Below are 19,143 nucleotides of genomic sequence, written 5' to 3'. Positions count from 1 at the left end.
ACCCCCAACTAGGGTGCCGCGCAAGCGTTCCGGCACTTGGCCCACCGGCATTGCGATGTCAGTGGCGGGTGCCACAGTGGGGGAGTGAGCAAGACCAGGACGGCACGGCATCGGCAGGGAGGGGGCGAGGACGGCTCGTGACCGGGATCGGTATGGAGATGGGCGCGCAGGCCGCGCGCTCCCGCGCCCTTGCCGTGCTGCGGGTCCGGGGCCGGGCGCTGGCGGTGGCCGTGCTGCCCGCGGGCGCCGCGGTGATCCTGCTGGCCGGTGGCTCCACCGGCCATCTCGTCGGCCCCGGCTGGGACGCGGCCCGCTGGATCGTGGGCGTGCTCGCCGTGCTGGTGCTGCTGGCCGCGGCCGGCGTCGCCCTGGTCGTGGCCCGCGCCCGCCCCGCCATGAGTCCCACGGTGCCGATCCGGGAGGAGTCCGCCCCGGACCTGTACCGGATGGTGCGGGACCTGGCCGACCGGCTGGACGTGCCCGCGCCCTCGGCCATAGCGCTCACCCCGGACTGCGACAGCTGGCTGGAGGACCGCAGCCGCTCGGCCCACGGCCCGCCGCCGCGCCCGGCGCCCGACGGGACGGCGCCCCCGGGCCGTCGGCACCGCGCCCCCGCGGCGCCGGTGCTGGTCATCGGCTCCCCGTTCCTGTGGTGGATGCGCGTCGGCGAGCTGCGCGCCGTCCTCGCCCCGGTCGTCGCCGGTACGGGCCCCTCCGCCCACCCCGACATAGCCGCCGCCCGGCGCTTCGTGCGCGGGCTGGACGCGGCGGTGGCGGTCGCCTCGGCGCAGGGCCGCCGACCGCTGGCCCGAGGGGTGTGCGGGGCGCTCGGCTGGGTGGCGCGGCTGATGCTGCGCGGCTGCCAGGAGCATGCGACGCAGATGGAGCGCGGGGTGGCGGCCGCGGCGGCGGAGCGGGCCCAGTCGGTGGACTACGGCCTGCGGATCGTCGCGCAGGAACAGGTCGGCCTCGCCTACGCGGGCTGGGACCGGCTGCTGACCCGGGTCGCGCTGCCCGCCTGGCGGATGGGCCGCTGGCCGTCCCGGCTGGACGCGGGGGTGGTCGCCGCGCTCACCGAGCTGTCCCGCCGCGACCGCCTCGCCGAGGGCTTCGCCTCCCGGCTCGGCGAGCGGCCCGCCTGCGACCTCCTGGAGGAGCCCGGCTCGGTGGACGAGGCCACCTCCCTGCTCGCCGCCCGCCTCTTCCACGGCGGCCCCGCCGAGCCCGGCCCCGACTGGGCCCCGGTCGACTGGCAGGCGTACCCGGAGGAGGTGGTGGACCGCACCTGGCGCGCGGACGCGGCCCGGCTGCACCGGGTCCTGGACTCCCTCGGCGTCCGCCCCTCCCTCGACCCGGCGGTCCCCGACCCCGGCGGACCCACGCTGGCCCGGGTCCTGGACCACCTCACCGAGCTCCCGCCCGAGGACCCGCCCCTCGCCCGGCCCCCGCACCCCCGCCCCACGGCCGCCGGCCCGGACCCGGACCCGGACCCGAATGCCGAGCCGTACGACGCCGACGGCTACCCGGGCCCGTACGACGCCGACGCCTATCCGGACCCGTACGACGCCGACGCCTACCCGGCCCCGTACGACGCCGACGGCTGCCCGAACCTGGACGACGACGAGGACACCGACCCCGGCACCGAACGCAGCGCCGCGCTGGCCGCCGGGCTCTGCGCCCAGCTGGCCCGCGAGGAGGCCGCCGCGCCGGCCGGTCCCGGCACCCCCGGCCAGGGCCCCGAGAGCGCCCTGTGGGACGGCGGCGGACTTCCGCTGTCCCCGCTGCAACCCCCGCGCACGGCACGGGAGTTGCTCACCGACCACGTCACGGCGATGGTGTGCTGTGCGGCCGTCGACACCGCCGGAGCGGTCCCGGCCCTGGACTGGCTGGACGGCCCGGCGCTGCTGCTCGACGGCGAGCGGGCCGCCGATCTGACACCCCGCGTGCTCCGGCTGATCGAGGAGGGGGACCCGGGCCCGCTGCGCGACTGGCTGGCCGCGTCCGGGATACGCCCGGAGAAGCCCGTACGACTCGTCTGAGGGCCCTGGTCCGACGGTCGTATCACCGGCTGTAACGGAGCAGGGACTTCCACTTCAGGTCAATTCGCAACGAGTAGTGACCGAGCCCGTGCGTTATGTGATGTGCTGGGACGACCACGCCCTTGGCAAAGGCGTGCGACATACGACAGCACAGCCGGGCACCGTGAGCCGGCCGCGCCCGCCGAGCACCACCCCAGCACCGCGAGCGATCACCACCGACCACCACCGTTCACCACCGACACAGCACACGGGGGCACGAGGGAGGGGAAGCGACCATGGCCTCGGACCACATCCCCCGCTGGGAGTCCGGAGCACTCGCGCACGCCGTCACGGACCCCTTCGGCCTGGGCCCGGTGCCCTGGCTGCGCGGAAGCGAGACCTACTACGACTCCGGCGCCATCCTGCCGTGGTACGTCGACCCGGGCCCGCAGCAGCTGACCGGCGTGCGCACCGCCCCGCGCGTGCCCGGCCCGCGCTCGGCCGACGACGTGCACCGGCAGATCAAGGGCTTCACCGCCACCGGCGCGGTCGCGCCCGGCGAGGCGATCGACTTCCACATCACCGTCGACCCGCCGCAGGAGTTCGGTGTCGACGTCTACCGGATCGGCCACTACGGCGGCGACGGCGCAGCCAAGATCACCACCAGCCCCCGGCTGTCGGGCATCGTGCAGCCGCCGCCGCTGGCCGCCGACCGCACGGTCTCCTGCCACCACTGGTGGCTGTCCTGGCGCCTCCAGGTGCCCGCCCACTGGCACACCGGTGCCTATGTGGCCGTGCTGACCACCGCCGACGGCTACCGCTCCCATGTGCCCTTCACGGTCCGCGACGACCGCCCGGCGGACCTGCTCCTGCTGCTGCCGGACATCACCTGGCAGGCGTACAACCTCTATCCGGAGGACGGCCGTACCGGCGCCAGCCTCTACCACGCCTGGGACGAGCAGGGCCGGCTGCTGGGCGAGGCGGACGCGGCCACCACGGTCTCCTTCGACCGCCCCTACGCCGGCGCCGGCCTCCCGCTCCACGTGGGCCACGCCTACGACTTCATCCGCTGGGCCGAGCGCTACGGCTACGACCTGGCCTACGCCGACGCCCGCGACCTGCACGCCGGCCGCGTCGACCCCGCCCGCTACCGGGGGCTGGTCTTCCCCGGCCACGACGAGTACTGGTCGGTGCCGATGCGCCGGGCCGTCGAGGGCGCCCGGGACCGGGGCACCTCGCTGGTGTTCCTGTCGGCCAACACCATGTACTGGCAGGTGGAGTTGGCCCCCTCGCCGTCCGGCGTCCCGGACCGGCTGCTGACCTGCCGCAAGCGCAAGGGACCCGGCAAACCGGTGCTGTGGCGGGAGATCGACCGGCCCGAGCAGCAACTGGTCGGCATCCAGTACGCGGGCCGCGTCCCCGAGCCGCACCCGCTGGTCGTCCGCAACGCCGGCCACTGGCTGTGGGAGGCGACCGGGGCGGTCGAGGGCGACGAGATCCCGGGGCTGGTGGCCGGTGAGGCGGACCGCTACTTCCCGCGCACCCCGCTGCCCGAGCACGACGAGCGCATCCTGCTCGCCCACTCGCCCTACACCGACACCGCCGGCGTCCTGCGCCACCAGGAGACCTCCCTCTACCGGGCCCCCTCCGGCGCCTGGGTGTTCGCCTCCGGCACCTTCGCCTGGTCCCCGGCGCTGGACCGCCCCGGCCATGTGGACCCCCGGATCCAGCGCGCCACGGCGAACCTGCTGGACCGCATCTGCAAACGCGACTGACCCCTGACCGAAACCCATCGCCCCCGTAAGGGAGAATCGAGGCACTTGGACAGAACCACGGGGAGGAACCGTGTCCGGATTCGTAGAAAAGCCCGAGCCGATTCAGGTTCCGGGCCTGGTGCACCTGCACACCGGAAAGGTGCGCGAGCTGTACCGGAACGAGGCGGGCGACCTCGTGATGGTCGCCAGCGACCGTATGTCCGCCTACGACTGGGTGCTGCCCACGGAGATCCCCGACAAGGGGCGCATCCTCACCCAGCTCTCCCTGTGGTGGTTCGACCAGCTGCGTGACCTGGCCACCAACCATGTGATCAGCACCGAGCTGCCCGAGGGCGCCCCCGCCGACTGGGCGGGCCGCACGCTGATCTGCAAGTCGCTGAAGATGGTCCCCGTGGAGTGCGTGGCGCGCGGCTATCTCACCGGCTCGGGCCTGCTGGAGTACGACGAGTCCCGGACGGTCTGCGGCCTGGCCCTCCCCGAGGGCCTGGTCGACGGCTCCGAACTGCCCGCCCCGATCTTCACCCCGGCCACCAAGGCCGAGGTCGGCGAGCACGACGAGAACGTCTCCTACGAGGAGGTCGCCCGCCAGGTCGGCGCCGAGACCGCCGCCCAGCTGCGCCAGGCCACCCTGGCGGTGTACTCGCGCGCCCGGGACATCGCCCGCGAACGGGGGATCATCCTGGCGGACACCAAGTTCGAGTTCGGCTTCGAGGGCGACGAGCTGGTCCTGGCCGACGAGGTCCTCACCCCGGACTCGTCCCGCTTCTGGCCGGCCGACCAGTGGCAGCCGGGCCGGGCGCAGCCGTCGTACGACAAGCAGTTCGTCCGGGACTGGCTGACCTCCGCCGAGTCCGGCTGGGACCGCAAGAGCGAGCAGCCGCCGCCGGAGCTGCCGGAGCACGTCGTGGCCGCGACCCGGCAGAAGTACGTGGAGGCCTACGAGCGGCTGACCGGCACCCGCTGGTCGTAGGGCGCGCCGACGGAATGCCGTAGAACACGAAGAAGCCCCCCGGTGGAAGCCGGGGGGCTTTTCTCTGGAGCGGACGACGAGGCTCGAACTCGCGACCTCAACCTTGGCAAGGTTGCGCTCTACCAACTGAGCTACGTCCGCCTTGCGCCGTGGCGCGAGAGCAACTATACCCAACCCGGCGGGGGTGCGGGACACACTTCCGCGGAGAGGTGCTCGGCACTGGATCCGGCAGTGGTGGGGAAGGGGCGCTCCGGCGATCTCCGTGAGTTCCCCCGGCCGGCCTTCCGGCAGTCAACTTCGGCCTGCTGTCAGGGCTTTCGCCGTCCCCTACAGGATGTCTCGCGAGTCCTCGGCGCCGATCGCGGGGCCTTTCCGGTGCGCCCGGGGAAGGCCTGGATGTGGCGACGTTCACAGGTGTTCGAGCGGGGGCGTGCGAGCGGGTCGCTCCGATATCGGAAGTGCGCGCGCATAGAAAAGACCCCGGTCCAGAGGACCGGGGTCTTTTTCCCGAGCGGACGACGAGGCTCGAACTCGCGACCTCAACCTTGGCAAGGTTGCGCTCTACCAACTGAGCTACGTCCGCACTGCTCCCGACCGGCTCCCACCGATCGGTGCGAACACCAGCCTACCTGATCCACAAGAGTGGTTCTGACCGGTGTCAGAGCGGGTGACAGGAATCGCACACTGCGCCTTCCCCCTGGAAGGGGGATGTTCTACTACTGAACTACACCCGCATGTCCTTGGGATCCGGCCTTTCGGCCTCGCCCCTCGGCGTGCTCCAGACATTAGCTGATCAGCAGGGGGGTAGCGCAAGTCGGCTCCCCGTAGACCGCCCGCGCACCGTCGCCGGGCCCAAGTGAACGGCCCTCAGGGAGCGCTGACGGACCCTGAGGGCTGCCCCTTCGCGGGCTCGGCCGGCCCCTGGGCGGGGCTCACTGCGCGGCGCTGAACGCCTCGTAGACCTTCTTGGGGATGCGTCCGCGCGCGGGGACGTCCATCTTGTTGGCCTGTGCCCAGGCGCGGACGGCCGCCGGGTCGGGCGCGACCTCGGTCTGCTTGTACGCCTTGCCGGACCGCGAGCGCTTGCGGCCGGCCTCGACGTAGGGCGCGAGCGCCGTACGCAGTTTCTTGGCGTTGGTTTCGTTCAGGTCGATCTCGTACGACTTGCCGTCGAGTCCGAAGGCGATCGTTTCCGCTGCTTCAGAGCCGTCGATGTCGTCGAAGAGAGTGACCACGACCTTTTGCGCCACGAATATCGGTCCCTTCGTGCGGCACGTCGATACAGCTCAACGCGATGACGTGCCGAGTATCGGCTATTGCCAATTCATTTGTACAGTGCCTGGCAATGCAAAGTGAAGCCCGACTAAATCCCTCCGCGTGTCCCGGATCAATAGGTCTCGCGGGCGGACTGGGGAACTTTCCCAGAATTTTTGCCGAGCGTACGGCTTCGACACCCGATCGTGATGCGCCTCACGTAGTTTCCTACAACTCTACCCGCGTAGAAATTTTGTGCGGGTAGTCTGAAGGAACCTGCTCAGCACCACACACCGGGAGTGCCAGTGGCACGCGTCGTAGTCGACGTCATGCTCAAGCCGGAGATCCTCGACCCCCAGGGCCAGGCGGTCCAGCGTGCGCTGCCGCGCCTGGGATTCGAGGGGATCTCGGACGTACGTCAGGGAAAGCGTTTCGAACTGGAAGTTGACGGGCCGGTTGACGAGGCCGTGCTCGCCCGCATCCACGATCTTGCGGAATCCTTCCTCGCCAACACCGTGATCGAGGACTTCACCGTCAAGGTGGAAGAGCCGGCGGAAGTCGCGGAGGCGGCCAAGTGACCGCTCGTATTGGCGTCGTCACTTTCCCGGGCAGCCTCGACGACCGGGACACCCAGCGCGCGATCCGCCTCGCGGGCGCCGAGCCGGTCGCCCTGTGGCACAAGGACAAGGACCTCAAGCAGGTCGACGCCGTGGTGCTGCCCGGCGGCTTCTCCTACGGCGACTATCTGCGGGCCGGGGCCATCTCCCGGTTCTCGCCGGTGATGGACTCCGTGATCGAACAGGCGAAGGCCGGTCTGCCGGTCCTCGGTATCTGCAACGGCTTCCAGATCCTGACCGAGGCCCACCTCCTCCCGGGCGGGATGCTCGGCAACGACCACCTCCACTTCATCTGCCGCGACCAGAAGCTGCGGGTGGAGAACGCGGAGACGGCCTGGACCGGCGACTACCGCCAGGGCCAGGAGATCCACATCCCGCTGAAGAACATGGACGGCCGGTACGTCGCCGACGAGTACACGCTCGACAAGCTGGAGGCGGAGGGCCGGGTCGTCTTCCGGTACCTGGACTTCAATCCCAACGGCTCGCTCCGCGACATCGCCGGCATCACCAACGAGGCCGGCAACGTCGTGGGCCTCATGCCTCACCCGGAGCACGCCGTCGAGCCGCTGATCGGCACCGGCCGCACCGACGGCCTCCCCTTCTTCACCTCGATCCTCAAGAAGCTGGTCAACGCATGAGCCGGACGCCTCTGGACACGGTCGAGCACGCGGCCGCGACCCCCGACGTCGAGCTGCCCTGGGCCGAACTCGGCCTGAAGAAGGACGAGTACGAGCGGGTGGTGGAGATCCTCGGCCGCCGCCCGACCGGCGCCGAACTCGCCATGTACTCGGTCATGTGGTCCGAGCACTGCTCGTACAAGTCCTCCAAGGTCCACCTGCGCCAGTTCGGCGAGAAGGCGCCCCAGTCGGACGCGATGCTCGTCGGCATCGGCGAGAACGCGGGCGTGGTGGACGTCGGCCAGGGTTACGCCGTGACCTTCAAGGTCGAGTCGCACAACCACCCGTCGTACGTCGAGCCCTACCAGGGCGCGGCCACGGGTGTCGGCGGCATCGTCCGCGACATCATCGCGATGGGTGCCCGCCCGGTCGCCGTGGTGGACCCGCTGCGCTTCGGCGCGGCCGACCACCCCGACACCAAGCGCGTGCTGCCGGGCGTGGTCGCCGGCATCGGCGGCTACGGCAACTGCCTGGGCCTGCCCAACATCGGCGGCGAGGTCGTCTTCGACGCCTGCTACCAGGGCAACCCGCTGGTCAACGCGGGTGCCATCGGTGTGATGCGGCACGAGGACATCCACCTGGCGAAGGCCTCCGGCGCGGGCAACAAGGTCATCCTGTACGGCGCCCGGACCGGCGGCGACGGCATCGGCGGCGCCTCGATCCTCGCCTCGGAGACCTTCGACGACGCCAAGCCGTCGAAGCGTCCCGCCGTCCAGGTCGGCGACCCCTTCCAGGAGAAGCTCCTCATCGAGTGCACCCTGGAGGCGTTCCGGGAGAAGCTGGTCGTCGGCATCCAGGACCTCGGCGCGGCCGGTCTGTCCTGCGCCACCTCCGAGCTGGCCTCCAACGGCTCCGGCGGCATGACCGTCACCCTGGACGACGTGCCGCTGCGCGACTCCACGCTCTCGCCCGAGGAGATCCTCATGAGCGAGTCGCAGGAGCGCATGTGCGCGGTCGTGGAGCCCGAGAAGGTCGACCGCTTCCTGGAGATCTGCGAGAAGTGGGACGTCATCGCCACCGTCATCGGTGAGGTGACCGACGGCGACCGGCTGGAGATCTTCTGGCACGGCGAGAAGATCGTGGACGTCGACCCGCGCACGGTCGCCCACGAGGGCCCGACCTACGAGCGCCCGTACGCCCGTCCCGACTGGCAGGACGCCCTCCAGGCGGACGACGCGAACAAGCTGCCGCGCCCGCGGACGAGCGAGGAGCTCAAGGAGCAGGTCCTGAAGCTGGTCGGCTCCCCGAACCAGGCCTCCAAGAAGTGGATCACCTCCCAGTACGACCACTTCGTGCAGGGCAACACGGTGCTGGCGCAGCCCGAGGACTCGGGCATGATCCGCATCGACGAGGAGAGCGGCCTCGGCGTCGCCATCGCGACGGACGGCAACGGCCGCTACGCCAAGCTGGACCCGTACACCGGCGCCCAGCTGGCCCTCGCGGAGGCGTACCGCAATGTCGCCACCACCGGTGCGAAGCCGCTCGCGGTCTCCGACTGCCTGAACTTCGGCTCGCCCGAGGACCCGGCGGTGATGTGGCAGTTCGCCGAGGCCGTGCGCGGTCTGGCGGACGGCTGCCTCCAGCTCGGCACCCCGGTGACCGGCGGCAACGTCTCCCTGTACAACCAGACCGGCGAGGCCGCCATCCACCCGACCCCGGTCGTGGCGGTCCTCGGTGTGATCGACGACGTCGCGCGCCGCACCCCGGTCGCCTTCCAGGAGGAGGGCCAGCTGCTCTACCTCCTCGGCGACACCCGCGAGGAGTTCGGCGGCTCGGCCTGGTCCCAGGTCATCCACGACCACCTGGGAGGTCTGCCCCCGAAGGTCGACCTGGAGCGGGAGCGGCTGCTGGCCGAGATCCTGATCTCCGCCTCCCGCGACGGCATGATCGACTCCGCGCACGACCTGTCCGACGGCGGTCTGATCCAGGCCGTGGTCGAGTCGGCCCTGCTCGGCGGCAAGGGCGCCCGTCTGGTCGTCCCCGACGGCCTGGACGCCTTCACCTTCCTGCTGTCCGAGTCGGCCGGCCGTGCGATCGTCGCCGTGCCGCGCTCGGAGGAGGTCCGCTTCAACGACATGTGCGGTGCGCGTGGTCTGCCGGCCACCCGGATCGGTGTCGTCGACGGCGACTCGGTGGACGTCCAGGGCGAGTTCACCCTCTCCCTGGAGGAGCTGCGCACGGCCCACGAGGAGACGATCCCGGCGCTCCTGGCGTAAGCGGTCGTACGACCCGAGGGCCCGCCCGGCACCGTCCGGGCGGGCCCTTCGCCGGTGAATGTGGCGGAGGTCGCATCCGGCGGTACGCCGTCAAGCCAACCTGACGGCTGATCGCAATGCGCGTAGACGCCGGTGCGGTCGTGTGCCGCCGGGGACCGGGGGCCCGGCCGGTCCGGTACTAAATGACTGAAAAATGAAGTAATGCCCGGCGGGCGCACTACGGTTGCGGCGGTTGCTGTTCCACCGAGAGGACACCCCTCATGACCGCCGCCGACAGCACGCCGAGAACGGCCCGGATCCTCACCGGTTACCGCGCCGAGGACGGCTTCGTGGCCGTACAGCTGAATCCGCCCCCCGCCGAGTACGTCTGGCACGACGAGGACGCCGAACAGCAGGAGGAGCGGTACGGCCCCGGGACCGGCTACCACCAGTGGCTGGCCGTCGATGTGAACAGCGGCACGGTCTGGTTCGGCGACGTCGACTGGCGGGCCCCGCGCGAGCAGCTCGACAGCCGGCTTCCGGGCGTGCCGCGCGGGGCGCTCGACGACGGGGCACTGCCCGCCCCCGGTGTGCTGGTGCACCTGCTGACCCACCTGTCCCACGACGAACAGCGCGGCTACTCCTGGCACTTCTTCACCGCCGAGGAACTGCACGGGCTCTGCTCGCGGATCCTGCCCGCCGTGCAGCGGCTGGTGGACTCGGTGCACCGGGTGGGCCCGGCCGGGGAGTTGGAGTGGTCCGCCGAGGCCGCCACCGCCTGGGACGACATCGAGCAGGCCGCGACCTACGCCTTCGACGCCTCCGGGGCGGTCGTCTGGCCCCGGCTGCGGATGAGCCCGGTGCCGGACCGGCGGGTCGAGGTCGGCACGTTCCTCGCCCGCAACCCCGGTCTGTGCGACCCCTCCTGGGCCACGGCCACCGACGCCGAACTGGACGCCTACGCCGACTACCGGCCCGAGCCGGACCCCGAGTCCGGTTCCGGCTCCGGTTCCGGTTACGGCGGGGTGCCGGGGCGGATCTGCCAGGACAGCGGCCTGCGGATCGAGGAGGGGTACCGCTTCTACGGCCACCGCGCCGCGCTGTACGCCTGGCGCGCCCGGGCCTGCGGCGACCGCACCCCGACGGAGGCCCGGGGCTGGCTGGAGGCGACGGAGGCGGGCCGGCGCACCTGGGAGGCGGCCAAGCCGCCCGGGGCCACCCTCGCCGATGTGCCGGACTGCGTGCTGGGCGCCCTCGCCGAACGCTTCCAGAACGCCGCGGGCGAGGAGGGCCTGGTCCTCACCGGCCTGCCCGGCTATCTGTGGCAGATGCGCGCCGAGGAACGGGCCGCCGTCGACCGGCAGCTCGTGCAGGAGGGCGAGGAGGTGGAACGCCTCGAAGGGATGCTCAGGGACTTCCGCGCCGCCCGGAACCGCACCGTGACCCGCGTGCTGGCGTGGGGCGACGGACGTGACGACACGGAGATAGCCCGCCTGGCCGCCCTGTCCCCGTCTTGCGTCCGCGAGTGGCGGGAGCGCCTGACCGCCGACCAGGACGCGGCGACTCCGCACCGGTGACCGGCGGCGCCCCGGAAACGCCCTGAAGAGCGCCGCCCCGACGGCATAAGCTCGCCGGCATGTCCCCGGCCAAGAAGCGCGCCCGCAGCTACGACCCCGCCCGGACCCGTGCCGCGGTCCTCGCCCAGTGGGGCCATGTCCGCACGGCCGCCCGCGGTCTCGGTCCGGAGCAGCTCGCGCTGCCCACCCGGCTCGGCGCCTGGACCGTCAGCGAGCTGGTCGCGCACATCGGGATGGCGGTCACCGCCGTACACCGGGCCCTCGCCCTGCCCGCGCCGGCCCGCGCGGACGCCGTCCTGCTCGACTGGCCCTTCGCCACCGCGGCCAGCTCCGCCGCCATCGACGAGTTCACCCGCGCCCTGGCCGCCGAACACCCCGACCTCGACGCCTATCTCGCGGACGTCGACGCCACCCTGCGCGAGCTGCTCGCCGAGCACCCCGGCAGCCGGCTGCTCCAGACCAACGCGGGCGCGCTGTCCCTGGACGACTACCTGGTCACCCGGGCCGTCGAACTCGTCGTCCACACCGACGACCTGGCCGCCGCCGTACCCGGCCTGGAGATCCCGTACGACCGGCAGGCCCTGGCCGCCACCACCCGGCTGCTCGCCGACGCGCTCGCGGTGAAGGCGCCCGGCGGCTCGACCGAGGTGCGGGTGCCGCCGTACGCCGTCGTGCAGTGCGTCGAGGGGCCCCGGCACACCCGTGGCACCCCGCCCAACGTGGTGGAGACCGACCCGCTGACCTGGACCCGGCTCGCCACCGGGCGGCTGGCCTGGGCGGACGCCGTCGCGGCGGCGAAGGTCAGCGCGAGCGGGGAGCGCGCGGACATCGGGGGCCTGCTGCCGCTGATGAGCTGAGGGAACCGCCCCGGCCGGCCGGGCGTCGAACCACCATGAACCGGTACAAGCAGCACCTGGCCTCCGCCGCCGCCACCCTGCTCCTGCCGCTCACCCTGGCCTGCGCCGGCAACCCGGCGCACAGTGGTGCGGTGACCTCACAGGCGACCCCACGGGAACCGGTGACCGGCGTCGAGTGGCGGGTCGAGAGCCTCACCGCCGACGGCACCACCCGGCACGCCCCCGCCACCGCCCGGCTGCGCATCGACGCGGACGGCCGCGCGGCGGGCAACCTCGGCTGCAACGGCTTCAGCGCCGAGGCCACCGTGCACGGCGACCACGTCACCTTCGGCGGTCTGCGGACCACCCGGATGGCCTGCGACCCGGCGCGGATGACCTTCGAACGGGCCCTCGCCCGGACCCTCGCCGGGCACACCCTCACCGCCGCCCGCGACCACGACCGGCTCGTGCTCACCACACGTGACGGAGACCTCGTACGCCTCGTGCGCACCACCGCCGAATGATGTGCGACACCTCACTCGCGCATACGACAGAGGCCGCCACGGGCCGCCCGCACGCGCCGCCCACGGGCCGCACCCACCACCATCACGCCGCGCTGACCTGCACAAACGCAGGATCCGCCAAACTGATCGGTATCCTCCGCCCGGTTACGGGCCGGTATCCCCAATTCGGACCAGTGGTCGACCTCGCCTACACTCGGTGGCGTGCCACGTGGTGACGGTCGACTCAATCACGATCTGCTTCCCGGCGAAAAAGGCCCCCAGGACGCTTGCGGCGTCTTCGGTGTCTGGGCTCCGGGCGAAGAGGTCGCAAAGCTCACGTACTTCGGGCTCTACGCCCTCCAGCACCGGGGTCAGGAATCCGCGGGAATCGCGGTAAGCAACGGCTCCCAGATCCTCGTCTTCAAGGACATGGGCCTGGTCTCCCAGGTCTTCGACGAAACCTCTCTCGGTTCGCTCCAGGGTCATATCGCGGTCGGACACGCCCGCTACTCGACCACCGGTGCCTCCGTGTGGGAGAACGCCCAGCCGACGTTCCGCGCCACCGCGCACGGTTCGATCGCGCTCGGCCACAACGGCAACCTGGTCAACACGGCGCAGCTCGCCGAGATGGTCGCCGACCTCCCGAACGACAACAACAGCCGCTCCACCCGGGTCGCGGCCACCAACGACACCGACCTGCTGACGGCGCTGCTCGCCGCCCAGGTCGACGCGGACGGCAAGCCGCTGACCATCGAGGAGGCCGCTCACACGGTCCTCCCGAAGGTGCGCGGTGCCTTCTCCCTCGTCTTCATGGACGAGCACACCCTCTACGCCGCCCGTGACCCGCAGGGCATCCGCCCGCTGGTCCTCGGCCGCCTGGAGCGCGGCTGGGTGGTCGCCTCGGAGAGCGCCGCCCTCGACATCTGCGGCGCCAGCTACGTGCGCGAGATCGAGCCCGGCGAGTTCGTCGCCATCGACGAGAACGGCCTGCGCTCCTCCCGGTTCGCGGAAGCGAAGCCCAAGGGCTGTGTCTTCGAGTACGTCTACCTGGCCCGCCCGGACACCGACATCGCCGGCCGGAACGTGTACCTCTCCCGGGTGGAGATGGGCCGCCGGCTCGCGAAGGAGGCGCCGGTCGAGGCCGACCTCGTCATAGCGACCCCGGAGTCCGGCACCCCGGCCGCGATCGGCTACGCCGAGGCCTCCGGGATCCCCTTCGGCGCGGGTCTGGTGAAGAACGCCTACGTCGGCCGCACCTTCATCCAGCCCTCGCAGACCATCCGCCAGCTGGGCATCAGGCTGAAGCTGAACCCGCTGAAGGAAGTCATCAAGGGCAAGCGCCTGGTCGTCGTCGACGACTCCATCGTGCGCGGCAACACCCAGCGGGCCCTGGTCCGCATGCTTCGCGAGGCCGGCGCCGCCGAGGTCCACATCCGGATCTCCTCGCCGCCCGTGAAGTGGCCCTGCTTCTTCGGCATCGACTTCGCCACGCGCGCGGAGCTGATCGCCAACGGCATGACGATCGAGGAGATCGGCACCAGCCTCGGCGCCGACTCGCTCTCCTACATCTCCATCGACGGCATGATCGAGGCGACCACCATCGCCAAGCCGAACCTGTGCCGTGCCTGCTTCGACGGCGAGTACCCGATGGAGCTGCCGGACCCGGAGCTGCTCGGCAAGCAGCTGCTGGAGACCGAGCTGGCCGCCGGGCCCGCCGCCACGGCCGCGGCCGACGCCATCCGTCGCCCGTAGACCCCCGCAGTACGACACGAAAGCTCTCACAGTCATGTCTGAGACAACTGGTGCCAGCTACGCAGCAGCGGGCGTCGACATCGAGGCGGGCGACCGCGCCGTCGAGCTCATGAAGGAGTGGGTGAAGAAGACGCAGCGTCCCGAGGTCCTCGGCGGCCTCGGCGGCTTCGCCGGCCTCTTCGACGCCTCCGCCCTCAAGCGCTACGAGCGCCCGCTGCTCGCCTCCGCCACGGACGGCGTCGGCACCAAGGTCGACATCGCGCGGCAGCTCGGTGTGTACGACACCATCGGCCACGACCTGGTCGCCATGGTCATGGACGACATCGTGGTGTGCGGTGCCGAGCCGCTGTTCATGACCGACTACATCTGCGTCGGCAAGGTGCACCCCGAGCGGGTCGCGGCGATCGTCAAGGGCATCGCGGAGGGCTGTGTGCTGGCCGGGTGCGCCCTGGTGGGCGGCGAGACGGCCGAACACCCGGGTCTGCTGGGCGAGGACGACTTCGACGTCGCCGGCGCCGGTACGGGCGTCGTGGAGGCCGACCGGCTGCTGGGCGCGGATCGTATCCGCACGGGTGACGCGGTCATCGCCATGGCGTCCTCCGGTCTTCACTCGAACGGGTACTCCCTGGTCCGCCATGTCCTGCTGAAGACGGCCGGGCTGGCCCTGGAGGCGGAGATCGCGGAGCTGGGCCGCACCCTCGGCGAGGAGCTGCTGGAGCCGACGAAGATCTACTCGCTGGACTGCCTGGCGCTGACCCGTACGACGGATGTGCACGCCTTCTCGCACATCACCGGCGGCGGGCTCGCGGCCAACCTGGCCCGGGTGATCCCGGACGGGCTGCACGCCACCGTCGACCGCTCCACCTGGACCCCGGGTGCGATCTTCGATCTGGTCGGCAGGACCGGCAACGTCGAGCGCCTGGAGCTGGAGAAGACCCTGAACATGGGCGTCGGCATGATGGCGATCGTCCCGCAGGAGTCGGTCGAGGTGGCCCTCACGACGCTGGCCGACCGGGGTGTCGAGTCCTGGGTCGCGGGCGAGATCACCGAGCGTGGCGCGCAGGAGACCGGCGCGGAGCTGGTGGGGGACTACGCCGTCTGACCGGACGCCGCCCGTTCGCGCGGGCGGCCGTACGGACCGCTGCGCGGACCGTTGTGCAGACCTGTGTGCGGACAGCACAGAAGCCGGTCGGTGGCGGTGCCACCGACCGGACTGTTGCTCAGCACAAGGTCAAGCGCCTCGACGGTGCTGTGAGGGACCCGCGTCCTCGTCGTCCTCGTCGTCCTCGTAGAGGTCGGCGTAACGGGAGTACAGGTCGTCGTCGTCATGCTCATCGGCGTCTTCGAAACGGTCGCCGTTCGGCGACTGGTTCGACGTCGATGCGCCCAGCTCCTCGGCCAGGCGTGAGAGGTCCGTCCCACCGCTGTTGTACTTCAGCTGGCGGGCGACCTTCGTCTGCTTGGCCTTGGCCCGGCCGCGCCCCATGGCTCGACCCCCTCAACGACGGGGCTCGACGGCCCCAGAGTCTGACACGCGTTCATGTTCTGGAACGGACTCTCCATGGAGAGGCCGGTCCGTAGGGCTTCCACGGTACCTGAGCCCGCGCCCATACGGTACGTCGCCCGCAGCACGCGCGTGTGCCCAGGACCTTCGAGGCGCCCTGTCCTCGCTGGTCAGTGGCGATTTTAACCACTTATCGGGGAACGACCCGCCGACGGAAGTGAGAGTTCTCTCGAAGTCCCACCGGCGGGTACCGCTCATATGTGCGATCGATTCCGGCTCGGACCGGCTCAGCCCGCGGTGCCGGCGGCCCGTGCCTCCGCCATCCGCTGCTCCGCGATCCGGTCGGCCGCGGCGGCCGGCGGGATCCCGTCTTCCTTCGCACGTGCGAATATTGCCAGCGTGGTGTCGAAGATCTTCGCCGCCTTGGCCTTGCACCGGTCGAAGTCGAACCCGTGCAGCTCGTCCGCGACCTGGATGACCCCGCCCGCGTTCACCACGTAGTCCGGCGCGTAGAGGATCCCGCGGTCGGCGAGGTCCTTCTCCACACCCGGGTGGGCGAGCTGGTTGTTGGCCGCGCCGCACACCACCGAGGCGGTGAGCACCGGGACGGTGTCGTCGTTCAGGGCGCCGCCGAGCGCGCAGGGGGCGTAGATGTCCAGCCCCTCGACCCGGATCAGCTCCTCGGTGCCGGCGACCGCCGTCACGCCCTCGGGGTGCTGGTCGAGGACGCGCTGGACGGCGTCCGCGCGCACATCGGTGATCACGACCTCGGCGCCCTCGTCGCGCAGGTGTCTGACCAGGTGGTGGCCGACCTTGCCGACACCGGCGACGCCGACCTTGCGGCCGCGCAGCGAGGGGTCGCCCCACAGGTGCTGGGCGGAGGCGCGCATGCCCTGGTAGACGCCGAAGGCGGTGAGCACGGAGGAGTCGCCGGCGCCGCCGTTCTCCGGGGAGCGGCCGGTGGTCCAGCGGCACTCGCGGGCCACCACGTCCATGTCGGCGACATAGGTGCCGACGTCGCACGCGGTCACGTAGCGGCCGCCGAGCGAGGCGACCATACGGCCGTAGGCGAGCAGCAGCTCCTCGGTCTTGTCGCGCTCCGGGTCGCCGATGATCACGGCCTTGCCGCCGCCGTGGTCGAGCCCGGCCATGGCGTTCTTGTACGACATCCCGCGCGCGAGGTTGAGGGCGTCCGCGACGGCCTCGGCCTCGGTGGCGTACGGGTAGAAGCGGGTGCCGCCGAGGGCCGGGCCCAGGGCGGTGGAATGGATGGCGATGACGGCCTTCAGACCGGTCGCGCGGTCCTGGCAGAGCACGACCTGCTCATGGCCTCCCTGGTCCGAGTGGAACAGGGTGTGCAGGACATCAGCAGGTGCGCCGGTTACGTCGGTCACTGTGGTGACTCCTGTGTACATAGCGGCGGGTGGGGCCGGACCCCGTACGGGTGGCGGGGTGCCGTGGCATGAGCGTAGAGCCTTGGCACGACCACCATCCGTGCAGTGTTCAGGATCACTCTCCCGCGCCCGTTCCGCACGTATGAGCGTGGCACGATTTGCCGTGGTTTTGCCGCGGTTTCCGCCGCGGTTTTCGAGCCGGGCCGGGTGGGGAGGGAGCAGGCGTGCCGAAGGTGTCCTCCGTGGTCGTCCCCTATGCCGCGTATCTGCGCGTGTACGAGCCGCTGGGCGCCTTCCCGGAGCCCGAGCGCAGTCACTGGGCGCGCTACGCCCGCCGCCCCGAGCGCCCCTCCTACCAGGACGAACTGCGTCGCTCCCTGGCGGACTTGCTGCCCACCCCGCCGGTCGCGGTGCCGGTGCACGAGAGCGGCGACGCCTTCGTGCTGGAGCTGGACGGCGTGGTCTGCGTCTGCCCCTGGCGGACCCGGCTGCGCGGCTGGCAGGCGCTCGGCGAGCTGGCCGAGGAGCTGCCGGCGGCGGTGCTGGACGCGGTGCTGCCCCCGCTGGTGCGCCACCAGGCGGCCCAGGACTACGAGCGCTGGCTCGCCCGCAATCCGGACGCCCGCCCGTGGATCCGTACGGCGACCTGGCAGGTGCCGCTGAACTGGTTCGTGCTGGTCTCGGACGAGGAGCGGAGCTACGACCCGGGCACCCCCGAGCTGCCCCCGGTGCTGCGCTACCGCACCCCGATGGTCCAGGCCCGACGCCGGGTGGCACGGGCGCTGCGCACGCTGCGGGACACCGTCGAGGAGGGCCCGCTGATCGACGGCGTGGTGGACGTCGGCCGCTGGCTGGAGGAGTTCCATCCGCGTTCGCTGGTGGAGCTGGACTACGGCGGACTGGTGCACGTGGTGCCGGCGGGGCAGCTGTCGGACGACCACTCGGCGGCGGACGTGGCGGCCGGCATCGAGGCGTTGCGCCGGGGCGACGGCGGGGCGGCCGGGGAGGCGTACACCCGGCTCGTGGAGCGGTGGCGCACGGTACGGGACCGGCGCTCCGCGAACTGAGTGACGTAGGTCACGGCTCGAACGGCCTCGAACGACGTACGGTCTAGGGCACTTGACGGTGTGACGGGACGTTGGTCCCGATCCGGACTTTCACGTCAAGGGTGACGGACTGCACTTACGCGGCCCTTGCGCCTCTTGCCGCCCCTCGTGCCAAAATAGGACAAGGAGCCCGGGGAGGGCTCTCACCGTCCAACTATGCTCCACTATGGGCGGAATCTCCGCATTGCACGCTTTGGGGGGTCTGGTGACTCCTGATCGTCCTGTGACTGATCGTCACAGTGGCGTGACTGTCCGCTATGGCATGGTCCATCGGCTTCCGTCGCTGATGAACACCTGGGAGGGCAATTCCATCGGTTTGGCCGACGGGGCTGGACAGATGGTGTAGTTGTAGTGCCGAGGACAAGCCGTTCGTCCTATAACCGACTCGACTCGCGTCCGCCATTTCGGGCAACGCGGGTCAAGGTGCAGAATTTAGAGGAAAGAACCGAGAAGGTTCGGTTCTCCCGAGGAGGCCGCTCATGACCGCTCGCACCCCTGATGCCGAGCCGCTGCTGACCCCGGCTGAGGTCGCCACCATGTTCCGTGTCGACCCCAAGACGGTCACGCGGTGGGCGAAGGCCGGCAAGCTCACGTCCATTCGCACGCTCGGCGGACACCGCCGCTACCGCGAGGCTGAGGTCCGCGCTCTGCTGGCGGGCATCCCGCAGCAGCGCAGCGAGGCCTGAACAACTGCATAACCGGGCAAAACGGCAGGTCCCCCAACTGGCCGTGGTGCCCGAACCCCTAGCTCCAAGCGACGCGGGACCTGCCCCAACAGATCCCTCGCCCAAGCCGAAGACAACGTTGCAGGCAGCGACACAGGGTGCGTCGTAGATCGCGCTGGACTCCGCCGAGTCCAGCGCGATCTTTTTTGTGCGCCGGGTGCCGTGTGGGGGCGGCCCTGTGAGCGGGCTTGTCGGAGTCTGGGGAGGGCTGTCGGAAGCGCTGTGCGGTGCCCCTCGGGG

The 19,143-nt window shown here is 71.2% G+C and carries 16 protein-coding genes and 3 tRNA genes; 13 read left to right on the top strand and 6 right to left on the bottom strand.

The features are described from left to right. Positions 1–137: 137 nt before the first annotated feature. The 3 genes from ACZ5CZ_RS14525 to ACZ5CZ_RS14515 all read left to right on the top strand — a co-directional run bounded on the left by ACZ5CZ_RS14525 (position 138) and on the right by ACZ5CZ_RS14515 (position 4,763). Positions 138–2,039 (top strand): hypothetical protein, encoded by a 1,902-nt coding sequence (locus ACZ5CZ_RS14525; protein ID WP_468942693.1) that lies wholly within the window; start codon positions 138–140, stop codon positions 2,037–2,039. 275 nt (positions 2,040–2,314) lie between these two features. Next, complete coding sequence (locus ACZ5CZ_RS14520) at positions 2,315–3,793, top strand: N,N-dimethylformamidase beta subunit family domain-containing protein (protein WP_385841385.1); 1,479 nt, start codon at positions 2,315–2,317, stop codon at positions 3,791–3,793. A gap of 70 nt (positions 3,794–3,863) precedes the next feature. Then, positions 3,864–4,763 (top strand): phosphoribosylaminoimidazolesuccinocarboxamide synthase, encoded by a 900-nt coding sequence (locus tag ACZ5CZ_RS14515; RefSeq protein ID WP_385841384.1) that lies wholly within the window; start codon positions 3,864–3,866, stop codon positions 4,761–4,763. A gap of 65 nt (positions 4,764–4,828) precedes the next feature. Here ACZ5CZ_RS14515 and ACZ5CZ_RS14510 read toward each other — a convergent pair. The 4 genes from ACZ5CZ_RS14510 to ACZ5CZ_RS14495 form a co-directional block, all read right to left on the bottom strand. After that, positions 4,829–4,904: transfer RNA gene (locus tag ACZ5CZ_RS14510), tRNA-Gly, on the bottom strand. A 369-nt stretch (positions 4,905–5,273) separates the two neighbouring features. Beyond that, positions 5,274–5,346, bottom strand: a tRNA-Gly gene (locus ACZ5CZ_RS14505). A 79-nt stretch (positions 5,347–5,425) separates the two neighbouring features. Further along, a tRNA-Gly gene (locus ACZ5CZ_RS14500) sits at positions 5,426–5,497 on the bottom strand. A 198-nt stretch (positions 5,498–5,695) separates the two neighbouring features. Next, positions 5,696–6,013 (bottom strand): histone-like nucleoid-structuring protein Lsr2, encoded by a 318-nt coding sequence (locus ACZ5CZ_RS14495; protein WP_385841383.1) that lies wholly within the window; start codon positions 6,011–6,013, stop codon positions 5,696–5,698. 309 nt (positions 6,014–6,322) lie between these two features. On the opposite strand from ACZ5CZ_RS14495, the gene purS reads away from it, so the two are divergent. From purS to purM, 8 genes are all read left to right on the top strand, one after another. Next, positions 6,323–6,595, top strand: a complete 273-nt coding sequence (gene purS / locus ACZ5CZ_RS14490) for a phosphoribosylformylglycinamidine synthase subunit PurS (RefSeq protein ID WP_385841381.1) — start codon at positions 6,323–6,325, stop codon at positions 6,593–6,595. Next, positions 6,592–7,272, top strand: a complete 681-nt coding sequence (gene purQ, locus ACZ5CZ_RS14485) for a phosphoribosylformylglycinamidine synthase subunit PurQ (RefSeq protein ID WP_385841380.1) — start codon at positions 6,592–6,594, stop codon at positions 7,270–7,272. Before purS ends, purQ begins: the two co-directional genes overlap by 4 nt. Next, positions 7,269–9,527, top strand: a complete 2,259-nt coding sequence (purL, locus tag ACZ5CZ_RS14480; protein WP_468942688.1) for a phosphoribosylformylglycinamidine synthase subunit PurL — start codon at positions 7,269–7,271, stop codon at positions 9,525–9,527. The genes purQ and purL overlap by 4 nt, the downstream gene beginning before the upstream one ends. Before the next feature lie 260 nt (positions 9,528–9,787). Then, positions 9,788–11,083 (top strand): hypothetical protein, encoded by a 1,296-nt coding sequence (locus ACZ5CZ_RS14475; protein WP_468942686.1) that lies wholly within the window; start codon positions 9,788–9,790, stop codon positions 11,081–11,083. A 59-nt stretch (positions 11,084–11,142) separates the two neighbouring features. Then, the gene (locus ACZ5CZ_RS14470; protein ID WP_468942684.1) at positions 11,143–11,940 is read left to right on the top strand and encodes a maleylpyruvate isomerase family mycothiol-dependent enzyme; all 798 of its coding nucleotides are present in this window, start codon (positions 11,143–11,145) and stop codon (positions 11,938–11,940) included. Positions 11,941–11,975: 35 nt separating this feature from the next. Further along, the gene (locus ACZ5CZ_RS14465; RefSeq protein WP_468942682.1) at positions 11,976–12,443 is read left to right on the top strand and encodes an META domain-containing protein; all 468 of its coding nucleotides are present in this window, start codon (positions 11,976–11,978) and stop codon (positions 12,441–12,443) included. Positions 12,444–12,644: 201 nt separating this feature from the next. Continuing rightward, positions 12,645–14,174, top strand: a complete 1,530-nt coding sequence (gene purF, locus ACZ5CZ_RS14460; RefSeq protein ID WP_385841374.1) for an amidophosphoribosyltransferase — start codon at positions 12,645–12,647, stop codon at positions 14,172–14,174. 34 nt (positions 14,175–14,208) lie between these two features. Beyond that, entirely contained in the window at positions 14,209–15,276 is a 1,068-nt protein-coding gene (gene purM, locus ACZ5CZ_RS14455; protein ID WP_385841373.1) for a phosphoribosylformylglycinamidine cyclo-ligase, read from the top strand. Positions 15,277–15,405: 129 nt separating this feature from the next. Here the strand turns inward: purM and ACZ5CZ_RS14450 are convergent, their stop codons facing one another. Both ACZ5CZ_RS14450 and ACZ5CZ_RS14445 read right to left on the bottom strand, forming a co-directional pair. Further along, complete coding sequence (locus tag ACZ5CZ_RS14450) at positions 15,406–15,660, bottom strand: DUF3073 domain-containing protein (RefSeq protein WP_385841371.1); 255 nt, start codon at positions 15,658–15,660, stop codon at positions 15,406–15,408. A 305-nt stretch (positions 15,661–15,965) separates the two neighbouring features. Continuing rightward, on the bottom strand, positions 15,966–17,072 hold the full coding sequence (locus ACZ5CZ_RS14445; RefSeq protein WP_468942677.1) for a Leu/Phe/Val dehydrogenase: 1,107 nt from the start codon (positions 17,070–17,072) through the stop codon (positions 15,966–15,968). Positions 17,073–17,296: 224 nt separating this feature from the next. Here ACZ5CZ_RS14445 and ACZ5CZ_RS14440 point away from each other — a divergent pair, with 224 nt between their 5' ends. Together ACZ5CZ_RS14440 and bldC are read left to right on the top strand one after the other, a co-directional pair. Next, positions 17,297–18,139: a DUF8083 family protein gene (locus tag ACZ5CZ_RS14440; RefSeq protein ID WP_385841369.1), complete on the top strand. Its 843-nt coding sequence runs from the start codon at positions 17,297–17,299 to the stop codon at positions 18,137–18,139. A gap of 518 nt (positions 18,140–18,657) precedes the next feature. Next, the gene (gene bldC / locus ACZ5CZ_RS14435) at positions 18,658–18,864 is read left to right on the top strand and encodes a developmental transcriptional regulator BldC (protein WP_003949541.1); all 207 of its coding nucleotides are present in this window, start codon (positions 18,658–18,660) and stop codon (positions 18,862–18,864) included. The last annotated feature ends 279 nt before the right edge of the window (positions 18,865–19,143 follow it).

It is taken from the genome of Streptomyces sp. NPDC031418 (assembly GCF_055581605.1).
Note: the sequence above shows the minus strand (reverse complement) of the source record. Positions and strands in the feature narration are given on the sequence as shown.